This is a genomic window from Gemmatimonas aurantiaca (assembly GCF_037190085.1).
GTDB lineage: Bacteria > Gemmatimonadota > Gemmatimonadetes > Gemmatimonadales > Gemmatimonadaceae > Gemmatimonas > Gemmatimonas aurantiaca_A.
On sequence record NZ_JBBCJO010000011.1, the window covers coordinates 252680 to 275091 of the forward strand.

The 22412-nt window shown below is 66.8% G+C and carries 17 protein-coding genes; 12 read left to right on the forward strand and 5 right to left on the reverse strand.

Translation table 11 applies throughout. The features are described from left to right. The first annotated feature begins 3 nt into the window (after nucleotides 1-3). The 7 genes from WG208_RS14595 to WG208_RS14625 all read left to right on the forward strand — a co-directional run bounded on the left by WG208_RS14595 (nucleotide 4) and on the right by WG208_RS14625 (nucleotide 6969). Nucleotides 4-1527 carry an L-aspartate oxidase gene (locus WG208_RS14595; RefSeq protein ID WP_337172114.1) on the forward strand — a complete coding sequence of 508 codons (1524 nt, stop codon included), beginning with the start codon at nucleotides 4-6 and terminating at the stop codon, nucleotides 1525-1527. 31 nt (nucleotides 1528-1558) lie between these two features. Continuing rightward, nucleotides 1559-2569: a quinolinate synthase NadA gene (gene nadA, locus WG208_RS14600; protein WP_337172115.1), complete on the forward strand. Its 1011-nt coding sequence runs from the start codon at nucleotides 1559-1561 to the stop codon at nucleotides 2567-2569. A 47-nt stretch (nucleotides 2570-2616) separates the two neighbouring features. Then, nucleotides 2617-3525, forward strand: a complete 909-nt coding sequence (gene nadC / locus WG208_RS14605; protein WP_337172116.1) for a carboxylating nicotinate-nucleotide diphosphorylase — start codon at nucleotides 2617-2619, stop codon at nucleotides 3523-3525. A 2-nt stretch (nucleotides 3526-3527) separates the two neighbouring features. Then, on the forward strand, nucleotides 3528-4481 hold the full coding sequence (locus WG208_RS14610) for a hypothetical protein (RefSeq protein WP_337172117.1): 954 nt from the start codon (nucleotides 3528-3530) through the stop codon (nucleotides 4479-4481). A gap of 88 nt (nucleotides 4482-4569) precedes the next feature. Beyond that, nucleotides 4570-5877, forward strand: coding sequence for a fumarylacetoacetase (fahA, locus tag WG208_RS14615; protein ID WP_337172118.1), 1308 nt, complete (start codon nucleotides 4570-4572; stop codon nucleotides 5875-5877). A 140-nt stretch (nucleotides 5878-6017) separates the two neighbouring features. Then, nucleotides 6018-6713, forward strand: a complete 696-nt coding sequence (locus tag WG208_RS14620; RefSeq protein ID WP_337172119.1) for a response regulator transcription factor — start codon at nucleotides 6018-6020, stop codon at nucleotides 6711-6713. Between the two features lie 13 nt (nucleotides 6714-6726). After that, nucleotides 6727-6969 carry a hypothetical protein gene (locus WG208_RS14625; RefSeq protein WP_337172120.1) on the forward strand — a complete coding sequence of 81 codons (243 nt, stop codon included), beginning with the start codon at nucleotides 6727-6729 and terminating at the stop codon, nucleotides 6967-6969. Between the two features lie 6 nt (nucleotides 6970-6975). Here the strand turns inward: WG208_RS14625 and WG208_RS14630 are convergent, their stop codons facing one another. Together WG208_RS14630 and WG208_RS14635 are read right to left on the reverse strand one after the other, a co-directional pair. Next, nucleotides 6976-8826, reverse strand: coding sequence for an acyl-CoA dehydrogenase family protein (locus tag WG208_RS14630; RefSeq protein ID WP_337172121.1), 1851 nt, complete (start codon nucleotides 8824-8826; stop codon nucleotides 6976-6978). Nucleotides 8827-8976: 150 nt separating this feature from the next. Then, on the reverse strand, nucleotides 8977-10680 hold the full coding sequence (locus tag WG208_RS14635) for an Ig-like domain-containing protein (protein WP_337172122.1): 1704 nt from the start codon (nucleotides 10678-10680) through the stop codon (nucleotides 8977-8979). A gap of 284 nt (nucleotides 10681-10964) precedes the next feature. Between WG208_RS14635 and WG208_RS14640 the strand changes: the two genes are divergently transcribed. The 3 genes from WG208_RS14640 to WG208_RS14650 all read left to right on the forward strand — a co-directional run bounded on the left by WG208_RS14640 (nucleotide 10965) and on the right by WG208_RS14650 (nucleotide 14602). Beyond that, the gene (locus WG208_RS14640; RefSeq protein ID WP_337172123.1) at nucleotides 10965-12617 is read left to right on the forward strand and encodes a glycosyltransferase family 39 protein; all 1653 of its coding nucleotides are present in this window, start codon (nucleotides 10965-10967) and stop codon (nucleotides 12615-12617) included. Nucleotides 12618-12696: 79 nt separating this feature from the next. Beyond that, nucleotides 12697-13092 carry a fluoride efflux transporter CrcB gene (gene crcB / locus WG208_RS14645; RefSeq protein WP_337172124.1) on the forward strand — a complete coding sequence of 132 codons (396 nt, stop codon included), beginning with the start codon at nucleotides 12697-12699 and terminating at the stop codon, nucleotides 13090-13092. 109 nt (nucleotides 13093-13201) lie between these two features. Continuing rightward, nucleotides 13202-14602: a dipeptidase gene (locus WG208_RS14650; protein ID WP_337172125.1), complete on the forward strand. Its 1401-nt coding sequence runs from the start codon at nucleotides 13202-13204 to the stop codon at nucleotides 14600-14602. A 120-nt stretch (nucleotides 14603-14722) separates the two neighbouring features. On the opposite strand, the gene WG208_RS14655 is transcribed toward WG208_RS14650, so the two are convergent. Together WG208_RS14655 and rho are read right to left on the reverse strand one after the other, a co-directional pair. Further along, the gene (locus WG208_RS14655) at nucleotides 14723-16912 is read right to left on the reverse strand and encodes a methyl-accepting chemotaxis protein (protein WP_337172126.1); all 2190 of its coding nucleotides are present in this window, start codon (nucleotides 16910-16912) and stop codon (nucleotides 14723-14725) included. Nucleotides 16913-17471: 559 nt separating this feature from the next. Continuing rightward, nucleotides 17472-19073 carry a transcription termination factor Rho gene (rho, locus tag WG208_RS14660; RefSeq protein WP_337172127.1) on the reverse strand — a complete coding sequence of 534 codons (1602 nt, stop codon included), beginning with the start codon at nucleotides 19071-19073 and terminating at the stop codon, nucleotides 17472-17474. A gap of 1067 nt (nucleotides 19074-20140) precedes the next feature. Here rho and WG208_RS14665 point away from each other — a divergent pair. Together WG208_RS14665 and WG208_RS14670 are read left to right on the forward strand one after the other, a co-directional pair. Beyond that, the gene (locus tag WG208_RS14665; RefSeq protein ID WP_337172128.1) at nucleotides 20141-20734 is read left to right on the forward strand and encodes a hypothetical protein; all 594 of its coding nucleotides are present in this window, start codon (nucleotides 20141-20143) and stop codon (nucleotides 20732-20734) included. A gap of 142 nt (nucleotides 20735-20876) precedes the next feature. Next, nucleotides 20877-21185 carry a carboxymuconolactone decarboxylase family protein gene (locus WG208_RS14670; RefSeq protein ID WP_345787006.1) on the forward strand — a complete coding sequence of 103 codons (309 nt, stop codon included), beginning with the start codon at nucleotides 20877-20879 and terminating at the stop codon, nucleotides 21183-21185. A 20-nt stretch (nucleotides 21186-21205) separates the two neighbouring features. Here the strand turns inward: WG208_RS14670 and WG208_RS14675 are convergent, their stop codons facing one another. Then, entirely contained in the window at nucleotides 21206-22402 is a 1197-nt protein-coding gene (locus tag WG208_RS14675; RefSeq protein ID WP_337172130.1) for a polysaccharide deacetylase family protein, read from the reverse strand. Nucleotides 22403-22412 lie beyond the last annotated feature (10 nt).

The following is a 22412-nucleotide window of genomic DNA, read 5'->3' on the forward strand; positions in this document are numbered from 1 at the left end:
ACTATGACCGACAGGATCCGCACCCGGTTCCTCGTGATTGGCAGCGGGGTCGCCGGTTTACACACCGCCTGGCGAGCTTCGGCCCACGGAACTGTGACCGTTCTCACCAAGCGCACGCTGTTCGACTCCGCCACTGCCTACGCGCAGGGGGGGATCGCCGCCGCCCTGGGTGCCGGCGATTCCCCTGAACTGCACCGGGAGGATACGCTGGCTGCCGGCGCGGCGCTGTGCGACCGGGAGGCCGTCCAGGTTCTGGTGGAGGAGGGGCCGACCCGCGTCCGGGAGCTCCAGGCGGCCGGCGCCCGGTTCGATCTCGACCCCGACGGCGACTTCAAACTGGGCAAGGAAGCCGCCCATTCTCGCCACCGGATCGTCCACGCCAACGGCGACCAGACGGGCGCCGAGGTGGCCCGGACCCTCGTGGAGAAGGTGCGGGAGTCGCCAAATATCGATGTCCGCGAAACGGCCCGCGTCCTCGACCTGCTGCTCGTGCAGGACGAGGGCGGGGTGCAGTGCGCCGGTGTCCGGGCGTCGATTGCCGGTCGGCCGGTGGAGATCGTGGCCGATGCCACGGTGCTGGCCACGGGCGGATGCGGGCAGATCTTCCGGTACACCACGAACCCGCAAGTCGCGACGGGAGACGGGTTTGCGATCGCCCATCGGGCCGGCGCCCGGCTCGCCGACATGGAATTCGTCCAGTTCCATCCGACAGCGCTGGACACCCCGGAGAACCCGCTGGCGCTCATCTCCGAGGCGGTGCGGGGGGAGGGGGCGATTCTGTTGAACGCCAAGGGGCAGCGGTTCATGCCCAAGCGTCACCGGCTGGCCGAACTGGCGCCGCGCGACGTGGTGGCCCGGGAGATCTTCCGTGAGCAGCAGGCCCATGGACGGGTGTTTCTCGACGCGACCAAGATGGGCGCGTCGTTCTTCACGCGCTTTCCGGGCATCTCCCAGCTCTGCAAGGCCCGCGGCATCGACCCCGCACACGAGCCCATCCCGGTCACCCCTGCCGCACACTACATGATGGGGGGCGTGGTCACCGATCTGGCCGGCCGGTCGAGCCTGGCCCGGTTGTACGCAGTGGGCGAGGTGGCCCGCACCGGGGTCCATGGGGCCAATCGTCTGGCATCCAACTCGTTGCTGGAGGGGCTGGTGTTTGCCGAACGGGTGGCGCGCGATCTGCAGCAAACCCCCGAGGATCTGCCCGCTCCCGAGCCGGAGGCCTGGAGCGTGCCCGCGCTCGACGACCGTGGGGCCGCGCAGGTGGCCGCCGACGAGATCCGGCAGATCATGTGGGACCATGCCAGCATTGCCCGCACCGCGCCCGGTCTCCGGCGCTGCGTGGCCATGCTCCAGCAACTCGGCGAACGGCTCACCTCGGGCGCCACGGAAGAACGCAATCTGCTCACCACCGCCCAGCTCGTGGCGGAAGCCGCGCTTCTGCGCAAGGAGTCGCGTGGAGGGCACTTCCGGAGCGATTTTCCCAAGACCCGCCGCAAATGGCAGGGTCGTCACATCACCTGGTAGCACCACCGGCCGCATCGGTCCATATCGCTCCATGACGATTCTCGAAGCGCACTACGATCCCGCTCTGGCGCAGGAGATCCGCGATCTCGCGAAGTCCCGCAACGCGGTGATCCTGGCTCACAACTACGAACGTCCGGAAATCCAGGACGTGGCCGACTATGTCGGGGACTCGCTCGGCCTGTCGCGGGAAGCCGCCAAGACCGAAGCCGACGTCATCGTGTTCTGCGGCGTGCATTTCATGGCGGAAACGGCGGCCATTCTCTCGCCGACGAAGACCGTGCTGCTGCCCGATCTCGCCGCCGGCTGTTCCCTCGCCAGCACCATCGACGGGGAACAGCTCGAGGCCTGGAAGGCCGAACATCCGGGCGCGGTGGTGGTGGCCTACGTGAACACCACGGCCGAAGTGAAGGCACAGAGCGATTACTGCTGCACGTCGGGCAACGCGGTCGATGTCATCAACGCCATTCCGCGCGACCGGGAGATCCTGTTCCTTCCCGACATGTTCCTCGGCGCCCATGTGCGTCGCGAAACGGGACGCGACAACATCCACGTATGGATGGGTGAGTGCCACGTGCACGCAGGCATCGATCCGGAACACATCTCGCACACGCGGGCGCAACATCCGGGTGCGGAGTTCCTGATCCATCCGGAGTGCGGATGTGCCACACCGGTGGTGGAGGCCATCAGCGCCGGCGCGGTGAGTCCGGACAATGTGCACATCCTCTCCACCGAAGGGATGATCAAGCGGCCGCAGCAGACCGAACAGGACACGTTCATCGTGGCCACCGAGATCGGCATCCTGCATCGCCTGCGTCGCGAGAATCCGTCCAAGCGCTTCATCGCCGCGAACGACCGCGCGCAGTGCACGTACATGAAGGTGACCACGCTGCCCAAGGTGCGGGACGCGCTGCTGCACATGCAGCATCACATCACCGTGCCCGCCGATGTGGCGGCGCGGGCCCGCATCGCGATCGAGCGCATGGTCTCGATCGGCGGCAACACCGGTGTCAGTCCCTTCGGCCCCCAGGATCCCGGCGAATGACCTCCTTCCACCCGCCCCTGCGTCCGACGCCCCCACACGGGACCCCCGTGTCGCAGCCCCGGACCATCACGCCGCTCGATGTGCGGGCGGTGTCGACCACGACACCCGGTTTCCCGCTCACGGCGGCACAGGTGACGGCGCAGGTCCGGGTGGCGTTGCAGGAAGACGAAGCCTTCAACGACGTGTCCACGCTCGCCACGGTGATGAGCGACCGGCATGTGCGCGCGGCCATCGTCGCCCGTCGCGATGGGGTGATTGCCGGTGTGGCGATGGCCGTGGAAGCGTTTCGGCAGCTCGACAACGCGGTGACCATCCGGGTGGAGGCGGAAGACGGTACGATGGTGAGCGCCGGCGCGCCCGTGCTGGCACTCACCGGACATGCCCGGGGCATGCTCTCGGCCGAACGTACCGCGCTCAACTATCTGCAGCATCTCTCGGGCATCGCCACCCTCGCCTGCCGTTTCGTGCAGGCCATCGAGGGCACGTCGGCGAAGATTCTCGATACGCGCAAGACGCTGCCCGGCTGGCGCGCCCTCGAGAAGTACGCGGTGCGCATGGGTGGCGGCACGAACCACCGCATGGATCTGCGCAGTGGGGTGCTGATCAAGGACAATCATCTCGCGTCCATCGGCGGCGACATCGGCATGGCCGTGTCCCGTGCGCGTCAGCTCGCGATGCCCGGCACGCCCATTCAGGTGGAGTGTGACACGCTGGAGCAGGTCGAGGCGGCCCTCGACGCCGGCGCCGACTGGATCCTGCTCGACAACATGTCGCTGGAGATGCTGCGTGCCGCGGTGGCGTTGTGTCGTGACCGCGCGGTCACCGAGGCCTCCGGTGGGGTGACCCTCGAAACAGTCCGGTCGATTGCCGAGACCGGCGTGGATCGCATTTCCGTTGGCGCGATCACCCATTCGGCGCCCGCGCTCGATCTCGGACTCGATTTCGACGGGCTCTGAGCATGCCGGTTCGTCTGCCTCCGCTCACCGAGCGTCCGATTCGCATTCTGCTCGAGGGATTGGTCGACTACGCCGGTCTCTATCCGCCGGCCGCGCTCACCATGCCGGTCGCGGTGCGCAACTATGCGCACTATCGGGCCGGCGGCAACGGCTGGGTGCTCGGCCGGTTCGTGTGTCCGGCCACGGCGCTCGAAACTTTCTCCGAACTGGCCGATCCGCTGCTGCCGCGTGACGCCGGCGCGATTCCGTGGCGTCTGTCGGTCACCGGCTCGGGCGACATCGCCGCGGACATGGTGGCCATCGCCGCCTTCAACGAGCGGCATCGGGTGTGCTTCGACGAATGCGGCGCGATTGTCGATTGTTACGAGGCGAAGGCCGAGACGGCGGATGATGTGGCCCGCATCCATGCCACCGTGCCACGTGAGCTGCTCACCTACATCGAAGTGCCGCTCGACGATCGTGTGGACGCGCTGATCGAAGCGATCGCGCTCACCGGCCGACGGGCCAAGATGCGCACCGGCGGCACCATCGCCACCGCGTTTCCGCCGGCTTCACGCATCGTCGCATTCCTGCGCGCCTGTCTCGCGCACCATGTCGTCGCCAAGGCCACGGCCGGATTGCATCATCCCCTGCGTGGCGACTATCGCCTCACGTACGACCAGGATGCGCCCCTCGGTCGGATGTTCGGCTTCGTCAACGTGCTGCTCGCGGCCGCGGTGCTCGCCGATGGTGGCACCGAGGCCGACGCCATCGCGTTGCTGGAAGAATCCGACGCCGGACACCTCGTGCTGGATGACGCCACCGTGCAGTGGCAGAGCGAGCCGGGCGCCGGGCCGCGAGGGGTGCAGATCGACCGGCATACGTTGCAGCGCGTGCGCGATCGCGTGCTCGTGGGGATCGGTTCCTGTTCCTTCACCGAACCCGTCGACGAATCGCGCGCGTTGGGCTGGTTGTAGCGCCGTGGGCTGGTTGTCGCGCCGGCAGATGTGGATCCCGTAGACTCCATCGTTTCGTTCGCCTTTTTCTCTCTCTGATGTCGTGCTGATGTCGCCGTCTTTGCCCCGCCAATCCTGGGTCGTTTCCGCCAACGGTCACGCCGATTTCCCGCTGCAGAATCTGCCGTTTGGTGTGTTCCGTCGTGCGGGGACCACCGAAGCGCCGCGCGTGGGCGTGGCCATCGGTGACGAGATTCTCGACATCCCGGCCTGTGCGGCCGCGGAGCTTTTCACCCCGTTCGGTGACGAGGTCCAGCAGGCGGCGCGTGCCTGCGCCTCCGCATCGCTCAACGCCCTGATGGCCCTGGGTGGTGCCGCCCGCCGCGCGCTCCGCGATGCGCTCACCACACTGCTGGCCAGCGAAGTGAACACGAACGTGCGGCAGATCGAGCAGTACGCACTCGTCTCGCAGTCGGCGGCCGAGCTCTTTCTGCCGGTGCAGGTGGGTGACTACACCGACTTCTACGCGTCGGTGCATCACGCCACCAACGTGGGTTCGATGTTCCGCCCCGACAATCCGCTGCTGCCCAACTACAAATGGGTGCCCATCGGCTATCATGGACGCGCGTCGAGTCTGGTGGTGTCGGGCACGCCCATCATGCGTCCATCCGGTCAGCGCAAAGGCCCCAACGATGCCGAGCCCACCGTGGGGCCCTGCCGTCTGTTCGACTACGAACTCGAACTCGGTGCATTCGTGGGAACGGGTAACGCCCTCGGGACGACCATCCCGATCGCCGAAGCGGAATCGCATCTCTGGGGCTATTGCCTGCTCAACGATTGGTCGGCGCGTGATATCCAGAGCTGGGAATATCAGCCACTCGGTCCGTTTCTGGCGAAGAACTTCGCGAGCACCATCGGCGCGTGGGTGGTGACGCCCGAAGCACTCGAACCGTTCCGGGCGCCGCTCGCCCCGCGCGCGGAGGGGGATCCGGCTCCGTTGCCGTATCTCACCGACGCCGGCGACCGGGCCCGCGGCGGACTCGCGCTCACGGTCGAGGCATGGCTGCGTACCCCGCGCATGCGCGAGGCGAACGAACCCGCCGTACGCATTTCGCAGGGCAGCAGCCTCGATCTGTATTGGAGCTTTGCCCAGATGCTGGCCCATCACGCGAGTGGTGGGTGCAACATGCGTCCCGGCGATCTGCTGGGCAGCGGCACGATCTCCGGGCCCGCCCGGGAGAGCCGGGGCTGCCTGCTCGAACTCACGTGGCGGGGGGCCGAGCCGCTCACACTGCCCAACGGCGAGACGCGCGGTTTCCTCGAAGCCGGCGACGAACTCTCCATCTCGGCCTGGGCCGAAGGGAAGGGGTCGGTGCGGATCGGGTTCGGCCGGTGCACGGGGCAGGTGGTCGGCTGACGGCCCGTCGCCGATGGACGCTCCGTTGGCATCTCAGTGGCTGTCTCCGTTGCTGTCTCCGTTGCTGTCTCCGTGACCACGCTGTGACACTGCCGCCCGCTCCGCTTCCATCGATTCCGCTTCTGCCGTAGCTTGCCCCCATGCGTCCCGACCTCATCCGCGTCGTCCTCGTCGACGATCACCAGATCGTACGTGCCGGACTGAAGGCCGTCCTCTCCACCGCCAAGGACATCACCGTCGTGGGCGAGGGAGGGAGTGGCAAGGACGCGCTCGCGCTGGCCGAGCGACTCGATCCGCATGTGATCGTGATGGATCTCTCCATGCCCGACATGGACGGACTGACGGCCACCCGCGAATTGCAGAAGGTGAACGCCAATCGGGTGCAGCCGGTGGACGAGCCGGTCACGCGGCGTGTGCTGGTGCTCACCATGCACACGGAAGACGAACATCTCGTGGCGCTGCTCGAGGCCGGGGCCGGTGGGTACCTGCTCAAGTCGGTGGCCGATCGTGAGCTCGTGGACGCGGTGCGCACCGTCGCCGCGGGCGATGTGTACGTGCAGCCCTCGGCGGCCCGCGCCCTCGCGCGCGGACTGGCCAAACGCGAAGGACACGCCGAGGAACGCGCACGCTTCGAGAAGCTCACCGACCGCGAGCAGGTGGTGCTGAAGATGGTGGCCGAAGGGTACACCGCGCCGGAGATCGGTGAGCATCTCACGATCTCACCCAAGACGGTCGACACGTACAAGCAGCGCATCGGCGAGAAGCTGGGGCTCACACATCGAACCGACTACGTGAAGTTCGCGCTCAAGCTCGGACTGCTGAAGAACGACGTCTGATGCATCGGGGAACGTGTCGCGAGCGCACATCCTGATGTCGGCGCGCTGTCATCTCGAGCGGGTGGCGTTGTACACCCGGGACGCGGCCACCCTGCCACCGGTGTCCGGGCCACCGCTGAATCCCATGATGCATCAAGCGACGCATCAGGCCGCCGAGCTGTGCGAGTATTGCGCGTCGCCGCACCTCGAGTGGCGCAAGTGCAAGCAGGTCTGCGGCGCCTGCGGACAGATCAACCGGAGTTGTGCGGATCTGTAGGACGCGTCAGGGCGTACGCAGCGCCTTTTCCTGCTCCTGCCTCACCAGACTCCACGCCGGCAACGGCGGCACCACGACCTCGAGCAGCGCGTCCACCGACGCATATCCCCCATCGGTGCGCACCTGGGCAGCGACGCTGCGACGCAGGTCGTCGATGGTGGCGCCCACACTGCCGTCCAGCTCGGCATGATGGGCGCGGAACCGCCGGCCCGATTGCAGGCAGAACAGCTCCGTCAGGGCGATCTCGCGAGTGCAGGCGGCCGCACCTCGCTCGTCGATGAGACGCTGGGTGCGCGCCAGCGTGGTGGTGCGCGCATACAGCTCCATAGCCATGTCCGCGAGACGCTCCACCACGAGTTGCCGGTTCAGAATTTCCTTGCGGTGTTTCGTGATGGCATCCTGTGTGGCCTTGGCCAGCTCGGCCGCATGTTTCTCCACGTAGGTCACATGCTTGCGGAATCCCGCATACCAGGCGGCTTCGAACCGGTCGCGTTTGCCCAGTGCGGTCTTGACGCGATCGGCGGCGTAGCTCGAAACGAGCACCCAGTTCTGGATGGGATTGCGCAGCGCGCCGGCAATTTCCTTGAGTTCCTCGGCGGGTCCCTGGATGCCATTGAGGCCCACGAAGAGACGCAGGATCTCGTTGGCGCCCTCGAAGATGCGGTTGATGCGGGCATCGCGCAGATACCGTTCGTATGGCCAGGGCTTCACGAACCCGCGGCCGCCGGCGAGCTGCACGAGCTCATCGGCCGTGCGCCACACGAGATCGCTGGCGAAGACCTTCGCGCACGCCGCTTCGAGCGCCACGTCCACTTCGTCTCCGTCCATCGCGGCGGCGAGCGCACCCACCATCGATTCGGCGGCGTAGGTCTCACTGGCAATCGTGGCCATCTTGCGCTGCGTGATTTCGAAGCTGGCCAGCGGTCCGCCGAATTGTGTGCGCGCCTCGGCGTACCGTGCGAACTCCCCCAGCAGCCGTTTGCTGCCCTGCATGCATCCCGAGGCCAGCGACAGACGGCCGCCGTTGAGCGCGTTCACGGCCACGCGGAACCCCTTGCCCACCTCGCCCAGCACGTGATCGTCGGGCACGAAGAGATTCTCGTACACGAGCTCCGCCTGGGTGGAACCGCGGATGCCGAGCTTGCGCACGGTGCCGTCGACACGGAATCCCGGCATGTCGGGACGGATGATGAATGCCGTGGGACGCTGCACGATCTCGCCATTGCGCTCGATGGGCGTCTGCGCGAAGGTGGCGATCACCCCGGCGCGCTGTCCGTTGCCGATCCAGTGCTTGCGGCCGTTCAGAATCCAGCCTGTGCCATCGGGGCTGCGTTCGGCGCGCGAGACGATGTGCTGCGCATCGGAGCCCGTCTCCGGTTCGGTGAGCGCGTACGCCGCGAGCGTTTCCCCGCGCGCCAGCATGGGCAGATAGCGCTGCTTCTGGGCATCGGTGCCGGCAATGACCAGCGCCTTGCTGCCCAGACCGCAGTGCACGCCGATGAGCACACCCAGTGACGCATCGATGGCGGCCACGGCGCCGAACACCCGGGCATACGCGCTCGCCGACAATCCGAGTCCGCCGTATTCCTTCGGAATGCTGATGGCCAGGAGACCGCATGCGGCGAAGGCCTGGATCACGGGCTCGTCGATGAATTCCTGTTCGTCGAACCGTCGCGAATCGATCAGACCGCTCGTGACCATCTCGTTGAGCGCGTCCACCAGACGTCGCACCGTGCGGGCTTCATCGGGATCGCGCACGTCGAGCGGTGCGGGATAGGGAAGCAGCAGCGCTTCGTTGATGTTCCCCGTGAAGAGATCGCGCAGGAACGACGGCTTGATGGCGGCGGGAGCAGACATGGATCGGCGACGAAGGAGCACGAAGGCCCGGCGACAGCCGGTGACGGATGGAAGGAAGAGCGGGCAGGTCGAAACGAACAGCGGGACACCCGTCGTTGCCGAGGATGCCCCGCTGTTCAAGATAGCGGTCGAGAACCGCTGCTGTGTGCCTTACGGCGAGCCTTGCCGAACCGTGGGAGCGGGCGGTTTCTGCACGGTCACCACCACCACACTTGGCTTGCCCTGGGCGCGGTTGTTGCTGTCCACGGCCTGCAGTGTGAGACGGGCCGTGCCCAGCGAGATGCCCTGCACGTTCACCTGTGTGGAGGTCACCACGGCCTGGCCGATGGCCACACCCGGGAAATCGCTGGACACGAGAACATTGCGCCCGATGAGTGTGCGGCCCTGCGCGTCCTTGAGCTGGATGGCGAAGGCGCTGGAGGTGCCCACGTTCACCGTGAAGGTGTCCGCCACCACGATGGTGTCGACGGGCACCTGCTGGATGATCACGTTGGCCTGCCCCACGCGGTTGTCCTGCGTGGCGATCGCGGAGATGGTCACGGTGCCCGCGGCGATCGCGGTCACGAGGCCCGTCTGCAAGACGGTGGCCCGTGACGGATCGCTGGTGGTCCATTCGATCGGACGATCGCTCACCTCGGCGCCCGTGGAGTCGGTCATCGTCACGCGCAGTTGCGTGGTCTGCCCTTCGGTCACGGTGCTCTGGAGGGGCGTGATGATCACGGTGGATAGCGGGATCTTCGTGACCGTCAGCGTCGCGGTGTCGGAGACCCCTTCGGCGGTGACGATGACGCGGCCCGAGCCGAGCGTGAGGCCGGTGACTTCACCCAACTGGCTCACGCGCAGCACGGTGGGATCGGTCGTGCGCCAGGTGACCGTACGACCGGCGGGGATCGCACCACCCACCGAGTCGATGAGGCCATACTGCATCACGCGGGACAGGCCGAGTCGGACGGAGCCGACCTTGGGCTGGATGATGACCTTGTCGATGCGGGCATCCACTGCTTCGACCGTCATGATGCAGTTGGCCGTCGGGTTGTCCGCCGACGCTGCGGTGATGGTCGTGGTGCCGGCCTTGCGCGTGGTCACGAGGCCGCTTTGTGAAACCGTGGCCACCACTTCATTGCTGCTGGTCCAGACGAGGGACCGGCCGGTGACCGGCAGTGAGGTGTTTGCCGAATCGAGCAGCGTGATCGTGGGCTGCACACTCTGCGACACGGTCACCTTGCTGCTGGTTGGCGCCAGGCGGCATCCGATGACGGGAATGCGCGTGACTTTGACCAACGCCTGTCCCGTGGCCTGATCCGCTTCCGCGGTGATCACGGCATCCCCCGCACTGACCGCCGCGAGGTTGCCGTTCTGGTCGACCGAGACGATGGCCGAATTGCTCGAACCCCAGCGGAACGTGCGGCCGGAGATGACGAGGCCCTGCGCATTGCGCGCCACGGCCGTGAGCTGACGGGTGTTCGTTTCACGCAGCGTGAGCGTGCTCGGCGTGACCGTCACCGAATTTGCCGCTTCGGGTGTCACGGTCACCGCCACCGATGCGGACTTGCCGTTCGCTTCCGCCGACACGGTGGTCACACCGACAGCCACGGCAATCACGTTGCCTTCGCTCGTCACCGTGGCCACGGCCGTATTGGCCGAGGAAAAGGCCGGCTTCTTGTTGCGGATGGTGTTCCCGTCGCAGTCGAACGCGGTGGCGACGACCTGCGCCGAGCCGTTCACCGGCAACGACAGGGAAATGGGTGCGACGGTGACCGAGCAGGCCTGCTTCGGCTTGAGATCGAGGCAGCCGCCGAGCGCGGCCAGCATCAGCAGGGCCGCCGACGCACCGGCGCGTCGGGAGCGTGACATCACGTGGGGGGCTGCGACCCGCATGCAGGTCCGTCCTGTCATCAAAAGAAGTTGAGAAGGGAGATCGACGATCGTGTACGACGGTCGTCGGTGGACTCCCCGGAAATTTCTGGCACCGGGCGCGAAAACACTGTGAGGCACCGCACCAGGTCGTGATCAGAGGACGCCTCGTGACCGGCGGCCGTAACCGCCGCGAATCGTCACAGTCCCGGCACGCCCTCCGGCACAACCTGACTGGCCGGGCGTGGCCGGGCAAGCGGCCCCACCTGCTACTTTTCTCTCCGATGCAGACCCCGGCTTCCGCGGCGCGTTCCCTCCACTCTCCCGGCCCTTCCGGTGAAGCCTCTCGCGCAGGCTTCTACGACGTGTCGTCCGACTGGCGACAGGCGATCGGCTGGGTGATCGGTGCGTTGCTGTTACGGACCCTGTTGTCGGTGCTCGTCCCGCTGCTGCCCGACGAGACGTACTACTGGGAATGGTCGCGTCGGCTCGCGGCTGGATATTTCGACCATCCCCCGGGTATCGCGGGGTTGATTGCGATCGGAACGGCCCTGGCGGGCCCGACCGTGGCTGGCGTGCGCGCGGGGCCGGCGCTGGCGGCCCTGCTCACACATCTGGCGGCGGTGGCTTGCGCCTGGCATCTGGCCGGCCGCGGCCTGGCAGGGGCGCGGGCCGCCCGCCGCGCGGCGCAGCTGGTGGCGCTGCTGCCCATCGCCACGCTGGGGCTGGTGCTGGCCACACCCGACGCGTTGCTCTTCGCGGCGGCCATGATCGCGCTACTGGCCGTGGAACGCGCCCTGGCCGCGCCCCTGCGTTCGCGGGCGTCGCTGGCCTGGTGGACCGCGGCCGGCATCGGCCTGGGCCTCGCGTTCGTGGCCAAGTACACCGCCGTGCTGCTGCCCATGGGGCTCGTCATCGCCTGTGTGGTCCATCCGGTGCTGCGCCGTCGCTTCGCTGAACCGGGGCCGTGGGTGGCCAGCGCGGTGGCCCTGCTGCTGTTTGCACCGGTGGTGTTCTGGAATGCCGCCAATGACTGGGTCTCATTCCGCTTTCAGCTGGGGCACGGGTTCACTCCCAGCGCACGCGGCAATCCGCTGTCGCGCGAACTCGAGATGATTGGCGGACAGGCCGGGCTGGCGTCGCCCATCCTGTTCGTGCTGATGGCCATGGTGGTCTGGCTTGCCCTGCGCGACGGATGGCGTGCCCGTAACGCGGCAGCGGCCACCGATGCGCTCACCGATCCCGTCATCCGCCGCTTTGCGCTGGCGGTGATTGCGCTCGCGCCCCTCGTGTTCTTCGCCATCAGTGCCTGGCGTCGTTCGGTGGAAGCCAACTGGCCGGCGATGATCTATCCCGGTGCGATGATGCTGCTGGCCACCAGCGACCGCCCATGGGCATTGGGGGCCTGGTGGCGGCGTGGGCTCTGGTTCGCGGCCGTGTTGCTGGCCGTGGTCACGCTGCAGGCGTGGCGTCCGGTGCTGCCACTCGTGCCACGCAAGGATCCCATCGCGCGGGCACACGGATGGACCACATTGGCGCGGGCCGTGGACAGCGTGCGCGCTGCGGCGTTTCCGGACACCGGCGTCCGCACCTGGGTCGCGGCCGACCGGTATCAGGATGCGTCGGAACTCGCGTTCCACCTCGTTGGCCAGCCCGTCGCGTTTGCTCTCAACCTCGGCGGCCGCACCAATCAGTACGACGTATGGCCCAATGCGTGGCAGCGCATCCGTCCGGATGACGGGCTCGTGGCTGTGTTCGATGCCGATGCCAAGGGCGATTCTCTCGCGACTCTGGTGGGTGGCTGGTTCGATCATCGGCAGCAGGGACCCACGGTCTCGCTGCAACGCAACGGCGGCGAGATTACCACGCGTCGCATCTGGGTGTATCGTACCGCCCGCGTCGTGCCTCGCGAGCACCCCGCGCCATTGGCACCCTGATGCATCCGGATGCATCCTGGTGCATCCTGGTGCCTCTTCGTGCCTCCCGATGCACGCGACTTCGGATGTACACGATCTCATGACCCCATCTCTCAGTCTGTCCGCGGTGCTCGTCGTGGCACTCGGTGGTGCGCTTGGCTCGATGGCCCGCTATGTCGCCGGTGTACTGCTGATGCCGGCGAGTGGGGGATTTCCCGTGGGGACGCTGGTCGTGAACGTGCTGGGTGCCTTCCTCATCGGTCTCTTCGCGCGACTGGCCATCACGTCCGAATCGGAACAGTTGCTGCGGCTGGCGCTCACGACGGGCTTCTGCGGAGGCTTCACCACGTTCTCCACGCTCAGCGCCGAAACGCTCACCCTGGTGCAGGAGGGGCGTACCGCGCGCGCCGTGCTCTACATCGCCTGTAGTCTCGTGCTGGGACTCGGTGCCACTGCGCTCGGCCTCCTCATCGTGAAGCCGCGCATGCAGCCGTGAACCGCTAAGAACAGTCAAGAACCTCCGTGAACCGTCGGAAAACGTCGCACACGGCTGTGAGCATCCACGCGACCCGTGCTTCCTTTGCCGTTCCCCGATCCGTCGAACGATGACCATGCCTACCATTCCTGCCGATCTCGCCGCGTGGTGCACTGCCAACGACCAGCACGCGCTCGACGAACTGTTCGCGCTGCTGCGCATCCCGTCGGTGTCGGCGCGCTCGGAACACAAAAATGACTGCGCAGCGGCGGCCCGGTTCGTGGCCGACGGACTCACGCGCATCGGCTTCACCGCCACCATCGAGCCCACGCCCGGTCATCCCATCGTCGTGGGGGAATGGCGGGGCGCCGGCTCCAACGCGCCTACGTTGCTCATCTACGGACACTACGATGTGCAGCCGGCCGAACCGCTGGAGCTGTGGACCTCACCGGCGTTCGAACCCACCATCCGCGACGGCCGCATCTACGCACGTGGCTCGGTCGACGACAAGGGACAGTTGCATCTGCACCTGAGAGCGCTCGAAGCCCATCTGGCGGTACGGGGCACGTTGCCGGTGAATGTCATCGTGCTGGCGGAAGGGGAAGAGGAAGTCGGCAGCGCGAACCTCGAAGCGTTTCTCGAACGCGAGAAGACACGCCTGGCCTGCGATGCCGTCGTCATCTCCGATTCCACCATGTTCGCGCCCGGCATCCCGAGCATTCTCTCGTCACTGCGCGGCATGGCCTATCTGGAGATCAACGTGCAGGGAGCCCAAGGCGATCTGCACAGCGGCATGTACGGCGGCGCCGTCGTGAATCCGGCCATGGCGCTCGCGCGCATCCTGACCACCATGCACGATGCCGACGGACGCATCGCGATTCCGGGATTCTACGACGATGTCCGTCCGTTCCCCGATCATGTGCGCGCAGCGATGCGCGAACTGCCGTTCAGCGATGCCCAGCTCATGCACGAGGTGGGTGTCACCGCGCTCGGAGGTGAAGCCGGCTACACCACGCTCGAGCGGTTGTGGACGCGTCCTACCTGCGAAGTGAATGGACTGCTCAGCGGTTACACCGGTGAAGGCGCCAAGACCGTGCTGCCGGCAAAATCGATGGCCAAAGTGAGTTTCCGACTCGTGCCCGATCAGGATCCGGCGGTGATCGCCGCGCTCGTGGACGCGCATGTTCAGCGTGTGGCGCCGCCCGGTGTGTCGGTCACGGTCGAATATCTGCATGGCGGACGTCCGTGGCGGGCCGATCTGCAGGGACCGATCATCGAAGCCGGCAAACTCGCGCTCGAAGCCGCGTTCGGACGGGCGCCCGTCATCACGGGGGAAGGGGGCAGTATTCCCGTGGTCGGGGATTTTGAACGCATCCTCGGGGCACCGGTGCTGCTCATGGGTTTCGGGCTGCCCGGCGAGAACGCGCATGCGCCCGACGAGTGGATTGCCGTCGCGAACTACCAGACCGGCATACGCGCGGCGGCGGCACTTTACGAAGAGTACCGCCGCCAGCACATCCCTGGTTCATGAATCACCCGTAGTCACGGCAATCATCTGTGACGTGCCGGGTTCTGCGCACGGGGGGGGCGTGCAATCGCACGCCCCCCCGTGTCATTCATCGTCATTGCATCGGTTCAGAATTGCATCGGCTCAGAACGAGCCCAGAATGTCGTCCGAGGAGTCCTCGTCGAACGGAATGAGCGCGGCGGCATTCACCGGAAACACATCGTCCGTTGCTCCATGGCTCGCACCATTCGCCGACGCGGTGGCCCGGGTATTCTTCGCCTTGCTCCGGGGCGCCGCAGCGCTGCGGGCCTTGCTGCCGCCGCGTGACGCGCTCGGCGGCACCGGCGGCGCACTCACCGCCGCCCGGCGCGTCGAGGCCGACGTCGGTGCGACCAGCGGAGCCGAGACCGACTCCACACGCGTCTGACCGAGCTCGAACTGCGAGGCCAGATCCTGCATCTCCGCCGACTGCGCCGAGAGTTCCGCCGCGGCGCTGGCCGACTCTTCGGCGTTGGCCGCCGTACGCTGCGTCAGTCCGCTGATCTGCGACATCGCCACCGTCACTTCGGCCAGCTCCTTCTCCTGCTCCACCGCGCCCTCGGCGATGTTGTTCATGATCGTCGCCGCGCGCTGCACACCGGTGCGGATCTCTTCGAGACGACGGGTCACGCTCTCGTTGAGTTGCACGCCGGTTTCGGCCTTCTGCACCGATTCCTCGATGAGCGTGGCCGTGTTGCGTGACGCTTCGGCGCTGCGCAGGGCGAGCGCCCGCACTTCCTCGGCGACCACCGCGAAACCGCGGCCCGCATCGCCGGCGCGTGCCGCTTCGACGGCGGCATTGAGTGCCAGCAGGTTCGTCTGGAACGCGATCTCGTCGATCGTCTTGACGATCTTCGCCGTCGCGTCGGCCGAGCGCTTGATCTCGGTCACGGCATCGGCGAGTGCGGTCATGCGCTCCACACCCTGTTCGGTCGTTTCCGTCACCTTCACCATCGCCGTGCGCGCCTCGTTGGCGTCGGCGGCGTTGGCCTTCGTGCGTTCGTCCACCACGGCGATGCGGTTCGAGACCTGATCGATCGCGCCGGCCTGATCGGCCGCGCCGCTGGCCAGCTCCTGGCTGCCGTCGCCGATTTCGCGGGCCGCCGAATTCACCTGGCTGATCGCCTGGCTCAGCGAGGCGAAGACTTCCGAGATGTTCTCCAGCGCGGCGTTGAGCGACTCCTTGATGGCCGCGTGCTCGCCGACGTAGTTGCCCTTCACACGCGCCGAGAGATCCTTGGCCGCGACGCGGGCGAGTACCTGCTTGGCTTCGGCGATCGGTTCGATGACCGCATCGAGCGTGGAGTTCGTGCCGCCGACCAGCTCCGCGTACGCACCACGGAAACGATCGGGGTTGCCGCGCTTCGACAGGTCGCCGTGTTTCGCGGCGTCGATGACCACATTGATCTCACTCACCACCCCCTGCAGCGTATCCGTCGCGCCGTTGATGCTGCGCGAGAGCACGTCGTGTTCCGAGCGCACCTCCACCTTGGCGCTCAGATCGCCGGTGGCCAGACGATCGGCCGCATGGGCCACACCGCCGATGTACGACAGCATGCCGCGGAACGCTTCACCGAGTTCGCCGATCTCGTCCTTCGAGTTGATGTCGACGGTGAGGTCGATCTTGCCGCGCGCGATGTCCCGGCCGGTGTCCGACAGCGTACGCATCGCGCCGATGATGCTGGTGAGCGTGCCCCACGCCAGCACCGCCAGTGCGCCGAGGGCCACCACCAGGATGGCGCTCGTGCTGTAGAAGGACGTGCTCTGCAGACCGGTCGCGGTATCGAAGGACGTGTTGATCTGTTCGTTGCGCGCCTGCAACTCCGTATTGAGTTGCTTGGTCAGCTCTGCGTACTTGGTCTTCGCGGACGTCGTGCCACCCATCATGTCTTCCATCGAGCCGGTGATCATGCCGAAGCTCGAAGCCTTCATGGCCGCGGCGTATTCCTTGAACTGCTGATGGACCTTCAGGACGGCTGCCGAATCCGCCGTGGCGTTGTGCGACAGGGAGTCATTGACGAGCGCGAACTTCCGGACGATCGAGTCCGCCGCCGTGATGGCCGCGGTGTCACTCGCGGCGACGGCGTCACGTACGGTTCGCTGGTACAACTCGAGCAACGCGAGCTGCTGACGGCTCTGCTCCAGGGCCGGCGAATAGTCGTTACGGATGGTGGTCAGCTCGGACTGTGCGCGGCGACCGAGGACGATCGTCGTGCCAAGGGTGATGAGGAAGCCGAGCGCGGCCACCACGGGGAGGGCCAGAATCTTGGCCCGCAGAGTCAAGGTACGAAACATGGATTCGCTTCAAGGGACGCCAGGGAGGGCACGGACGTCGTCGTCCGACACGGCACAGTGAGGGGTATCGGACCAAGGCCTGACGCACTTGAGAAAAACGGATGGAGTGTCACGTGGCGGGCACGGGTGTCACGCCCGGGTTCTGACTTGCAGAGGTCCGATATCAGAGATCAGTCGGTCAGAACTGAGACGGCGATCGAATGATGAGAGATCAGACAACCACGAGGTCAGAAGTCTGAGCACTGGCGGTCGAGGGTATCGTGCGCGCCACCGGCCCCGCTGGCCGGGCCTGCGGCCCGGGCGCCCGCAGGGTCCCTCGGGGCGCGAAGCGCCCCGCAAAACACCGCCCCTTCGCGTCAGTACCCAGCCCGCCGGCGAAGTGCTCGGACCTCTGATTTCGTTGTTGTCTGATCTCTCATCATTCGATCGCCGTCTCAGTTCTGACCTACTGATCTCTCACCTCTGACCTCTGAGAATCAGATGTCTGACCCGTATTCCCCAAAGCAAAGCGGGCAGCCGTCCCTGACGTCTGCCCGCTGCTCCATCCGACCGCGGTCGCTTACAACCCGTCCAGCAACGAATCGTTGTTCGTCGTGGCCGCGATGCGTTTGATGAGCCACTCCATGCCCGCCTGCGGAGGCAGCTGGTGCAGGCCACGCCGCAGCAGGTGCACCTTCTCGAGCTGATCCGGGCGATAGAGTTTTTCTTCGCGACGCGTCCCGCTGGTGGCGATGTCGAACGCCGGGAAGATGCGCCGGTCGGCCAGCGAGCGATCGAGCTTGATTTCGCAGTTGCCGGTGCCCTTGAACTCCTCGAAGATCACGTCGTCCATGCGCGAGCCCGTTTCCACGAGCGCGGTGGCGATGATGGTGAGCGAACCGCCGCCGTGCTGCTCGGCGATCATGCGCGCCGAGCCGAAGAACGCCTTGGGCTTCTGCATGGCCGTGGCATCGAGGCCACCCGACATCGTGCGGCCTGTGCCCCGGTCGACCGTGTTGTGCGCGCGGGCGAGACGGGTGATCGAGTCGAGCACGATCACCACATCCTTGCCCTGCTCCACGAGGCGACGCGCGCGTTCGAGCGTCATCTCGGCCACTTCCACGTGACGCTTGGGTGGCATGTCGAAGCTCGATGCCACGACCTCGCCATAACCCCACGTGATCATTTCGCTGACCTCCTCCGGTCGTTCGTCGACGAGGAGGATGAGCAGCACGGCCTGTGGATGATTGATGGCCACCCCTTCGACGATGGCCTGCAGCAGCGTGGTCTTGCCGGCGCGGGCCGGCGCGACGATCAGCGCGCGCTGACCGTACCCGATGGGAGCGATCAGATCGATGGCCCGACGCGTGAGTTCGGGGCCGGTCTTGGCCGGACGACCCGTTTCCAGCGTGAGCTTCCGGTCGGGATAGCTCGCGATGAGCGTGTTGAAGTCGGGACGCTTCTCCAGCACGACGGGCGATCCGTCGTTGAGCGTCTGCACTTCGACCACCAGATAGCGGCCGCGATGATCGCGACCATAGGTGACATCGAGGCGGTCGCCACGCCGGAGCTGGTGCAGCCGCACGAGCGCCGGCGGAACGAAGGGGTCGGTGGGATCGGGCAGGTAGCTGTTCACCGCGCGGCGCAGGAAGCCGCCATCACGCGACGGGTCGAACCACCCCGACATCGTGCCTTCCACGCCGATGGGTGCCGACGGTGCGCCCGGGGCCGGCAGGGCCGTGCCTTCGGTGCCCACATTGGCGCCGCCTTCATCACCACGCCGGAACCGGTTCCGGCCGCGTCGACCATTGCGGCGGAAGCCGCCACGGTCCTGTGCCTCGAAGCGGTCGGGCCGGTTGCCGCCCTGCTGTTCACCAGCCGGCCGCTCGCCAAAACGCTCTCGCGGCCGCTCGTTCTGGCGCTCCCCACTGAAACCACGATCCTGATTGCCGCCACGATCATTGCGGCCACCGCGTCCACGGCGGCGGCCGCGATCACGCCGGTCGTTCTGGAAGGGACGCTCCGGGCGAGCCTCCTGACGGCCCTCCGGCCGCTGGTCCTGCCGCTCGGGGCCGTCGGTGCGATCGAAGGCACGGTCGTACCGATTCTGGCTCTCCGTGCGCTCTCCGAAAACCCGCTCCATCGAGGCTTCGTAGCCGATTGGCTGGGGGTCGCGATACACCGGCCGGCCATCCCCGCGGGATTCGGCGGAGGGCTCTGCCCCCGATTCGCTGCGGGACTCACCACGGGACTCACCACGGGACTCGCTGCGCGGCTCATGGCGCGGCTCGCTGCGTGATTCGCTACGCGATTCGGAACGCGCCTGGTGGTCGGCGGAGGGAGAAGCGGGCGGAGCGGCATCGGCGCTCGCCTCGGTGCTTCGGGTGCGTCGTCCCACCCCGCGACGGGTTGGGGGAGGGGCGCTGTCATTGGATTCGGCCGCCGCGGGTTCGGACCCGGTGTCGGCCGCCGCCGGGCGGCGGGGCTGGCGAGGGCGACGGGGCCGGGGGGCGTCCGAGGCGTTCTCCTCCGAAGAGGGAGGGCTGGACGCTCCACTGGTCGGAGGGGCGTCGAGATATGGATTGTCGTCCCCGATCGATTCGGGGCGCGGCCGCGTGCGGGTGCTGGTGCGGCGGGAAGGACGTTTCGGTTCGGTCATTCGACTACTGCGTGTGATACGTGGGCTGCTGATCGGCGGGACTCGCCCGACGGACAGAGCACGGCCCGGACACTGCCTGCCGACGGCAGCCATGTGTCAAAGCCAACAGGACGGACACCCGCGAGGGTGTGGTCGCGCCATGGGAAGCCCGAAGCTGCCATGGGCGCTGGAAATGCAGGGTGTTCTGGACGGGGTGGGTAGGCCGTCGCGTGCGACGGAGAGGCGCGAAGGCCAATCCGATACTGCCAGGGTGGAGGCATCGTGCCTCCCATCTCTCGAATGGGCTGGACGGTCTGGCCGTGCCAGCCTCACCATGACGGCTTTGCCTCGACGGCAATCCGTTCGGGGCCACGCCTCAGCGCATCAATGAACTGGGCGCCGTGGCATCGCGTACTTCGAGGTGCTGCTCGATACCTCTGAAATCTACGTGATACGTTGAGTATTGCGAGCCCGGGGCAATCGCGCAACCCTGCGGAAGGACGGCCGCCGCACCGATCCGGTCACACCCGGCCGAGGGCCGGGGCGACCGCTGGGGAAACACCGCTGAGGTTCCTACCCCCATGGTCCGGATTTGTGTCTAGCTTTGTGTCATGATCGCTCCACTCAAGGACATTCCCGCGGCGCTGGCCGACGCGGTCGACGCTTACGAAGCCTCCGGTAACGTCGGGGCGCTCATGGAACGCCTGCACCATCTCCGGGACGGCGCCATGCCCGATGCGCTCGTGGCCGCCGCCGAGCCCTGGTTGCATATGCCCGAAGTCGCCGGCCCGCTGTATGAAAAGGTGGTGGACGAGCAGCCGGGCAACGCCCGCGCGCTCGTCATTCTGGCCAACGCCTACTGGCTCACCGGCCGGGGACCCGAGCAGGTGGGGGAACTGGCGAACCGTGCGCTGACTATCGACCCCACCAATCGTGGGGCCTGGCATCTCTGGGCGCTCACCGAATCCAACCAGCGCGATCGCACCATCCGCTGGCTCCAGGTCACCCAGCGGTTCCCTGAAGATCAGTTGGCCCGGGCCGCGCTGGCCGACAACGCCGCGTCCCTCGCCGCCAGTGAACATGACCGGGAAGCGCTCGCCATGGCCATCGCCGCATACGAAGAGCTCTGGGCCAACTCTCCCACCGAGCAGCAGCGTGCGGCGCTCGAGACCGCACTCACCACGCTCCGCAACTACACGTTCTGAACATCCCGGCATTCCGGGCGAGACGTCTGGAATCCTGAAGACTCTGGAGAACTTCGTGACCGACCGCACCCCGGGTCCCCCGCACGCGCACGGCGGCGATGAGAGCGCCGCGCTCGCCGAGTTCCGTCAGTTCCGCGAGCGCATGAACACGCGCATCCTCGGCGAGAACAATCTCGTCATCAACCGCTTCTTCAATCTCGACGGACGCGCCTACGAAGGCGGGGCGCTCGACGTGAAGACCAAGGAACTGCTGGGACTGGTCGCCTCCCTCGTGCTGCGTTGCGACGATTGCATCACGTACCACATCGTCCGGTGCGGCGAAGAAGGTGTCACCCGCGACGAAGTGTTCGAAACGATGAGCATCGGCCTCATCGTCGGCGGCAGCATCGTCATCCCGCATCTGCGTCGCGCCGTCGATCGCTGGGACGAGGTGGAACGCATGCGTGGATGAAGAGCCGTGAGGTCAAGACCTCACGGCTTCGCGATCGTCTTCGGATCGCCGTCCGATACGAACCGCGCCATCGGGCCAGGTTTGTCGAGCAGATCCAGCGTCGTCGACAACTTGGTGCCGCCCTGCAGCGGGACGCGCGGCAACGCCTTCGGATTGAACTGCGGATCGTAGGGGCTGCGCGCCGGGCCGCCAGCCACTTCGAAGACAGCTTCGTGATGGTACGTCACCGTACGCTTCGACTTGGGGTCGACCCACGACCCCGACAGCGTGAGCGCCCGATTCTTCGGCCACAGGCCGTAGGGCAGCGCCATGCCGCGCACTTTATAGCCCGGCACCGCCGAGTCGATGGCCATCGCGCCGCGGGCGAACTGCTCCTGCACCACGGCGTCGGAGTACTTGTTCAGCTTGGCGTGCCACAGGGTGTGATTGCACAACTCGAATCCCTGCTGCACGAGGAACTGCAGCTTCCGGAATCGCCACGCCGACAACTGGCCATCGATGCCCTTTTCGCCGAAGAACGCATGACCGGCCGCCGCGGCGGGCAGCATGCAGAACAGTCCCTTCGGTTTCCACTCCGGATGCGTACGGATGAACTCCAGCAGGATGCCCACGGCACTGGTCGGATCGACCACGAGTTGGCCGTTCTTCTCGATGTACCGGAACTGACTCGGCGACGCATCGTCGAAGGTGAACAGCACGGGCGTCTTCCCCGCCGGCACCGAGAACGTCCTGTCGAGAATCTCCGACAGGTTCACCGGGACGTAGTCGCGCCGGTAGAGCTCCTCGAGTTCGGCCCGGAATCGCTCGCGCGACACCTTGTAGGAACCGTCGGCGTCCACCACCTGATGCCATTCGACGATGGGGAATCGCCCCATCTCGTTGGGCACTCTCGTTGCACCGGTGGCCGTCCTGCCGGCTGGCGCCTGGCCAGCCGGTGGCTGAGCGGCGGGTGTCTTGCCGGCCGGCGCCTTGCCGATGGACGTCTTGCCCACCGGCTGCTGGGCCGAAGCGGCGAAACCCGTCCGGCTGGCACTTTCCCCGGGTTCTCCCCGTAGGAATGAGCGACCCGCTGTCGGTGCCGACGCACCAACCATCACGCCCACCAGCACTGTCCCACTCAGGATGCGGGTGATCCGTCCCATGCGGCCGGAGTTATTGCGATACCGCGCCGGAATGCCGGAGCGGAAGGACTCGGAAGACGTGCGCAGAAACGCCATGGAACCGAAG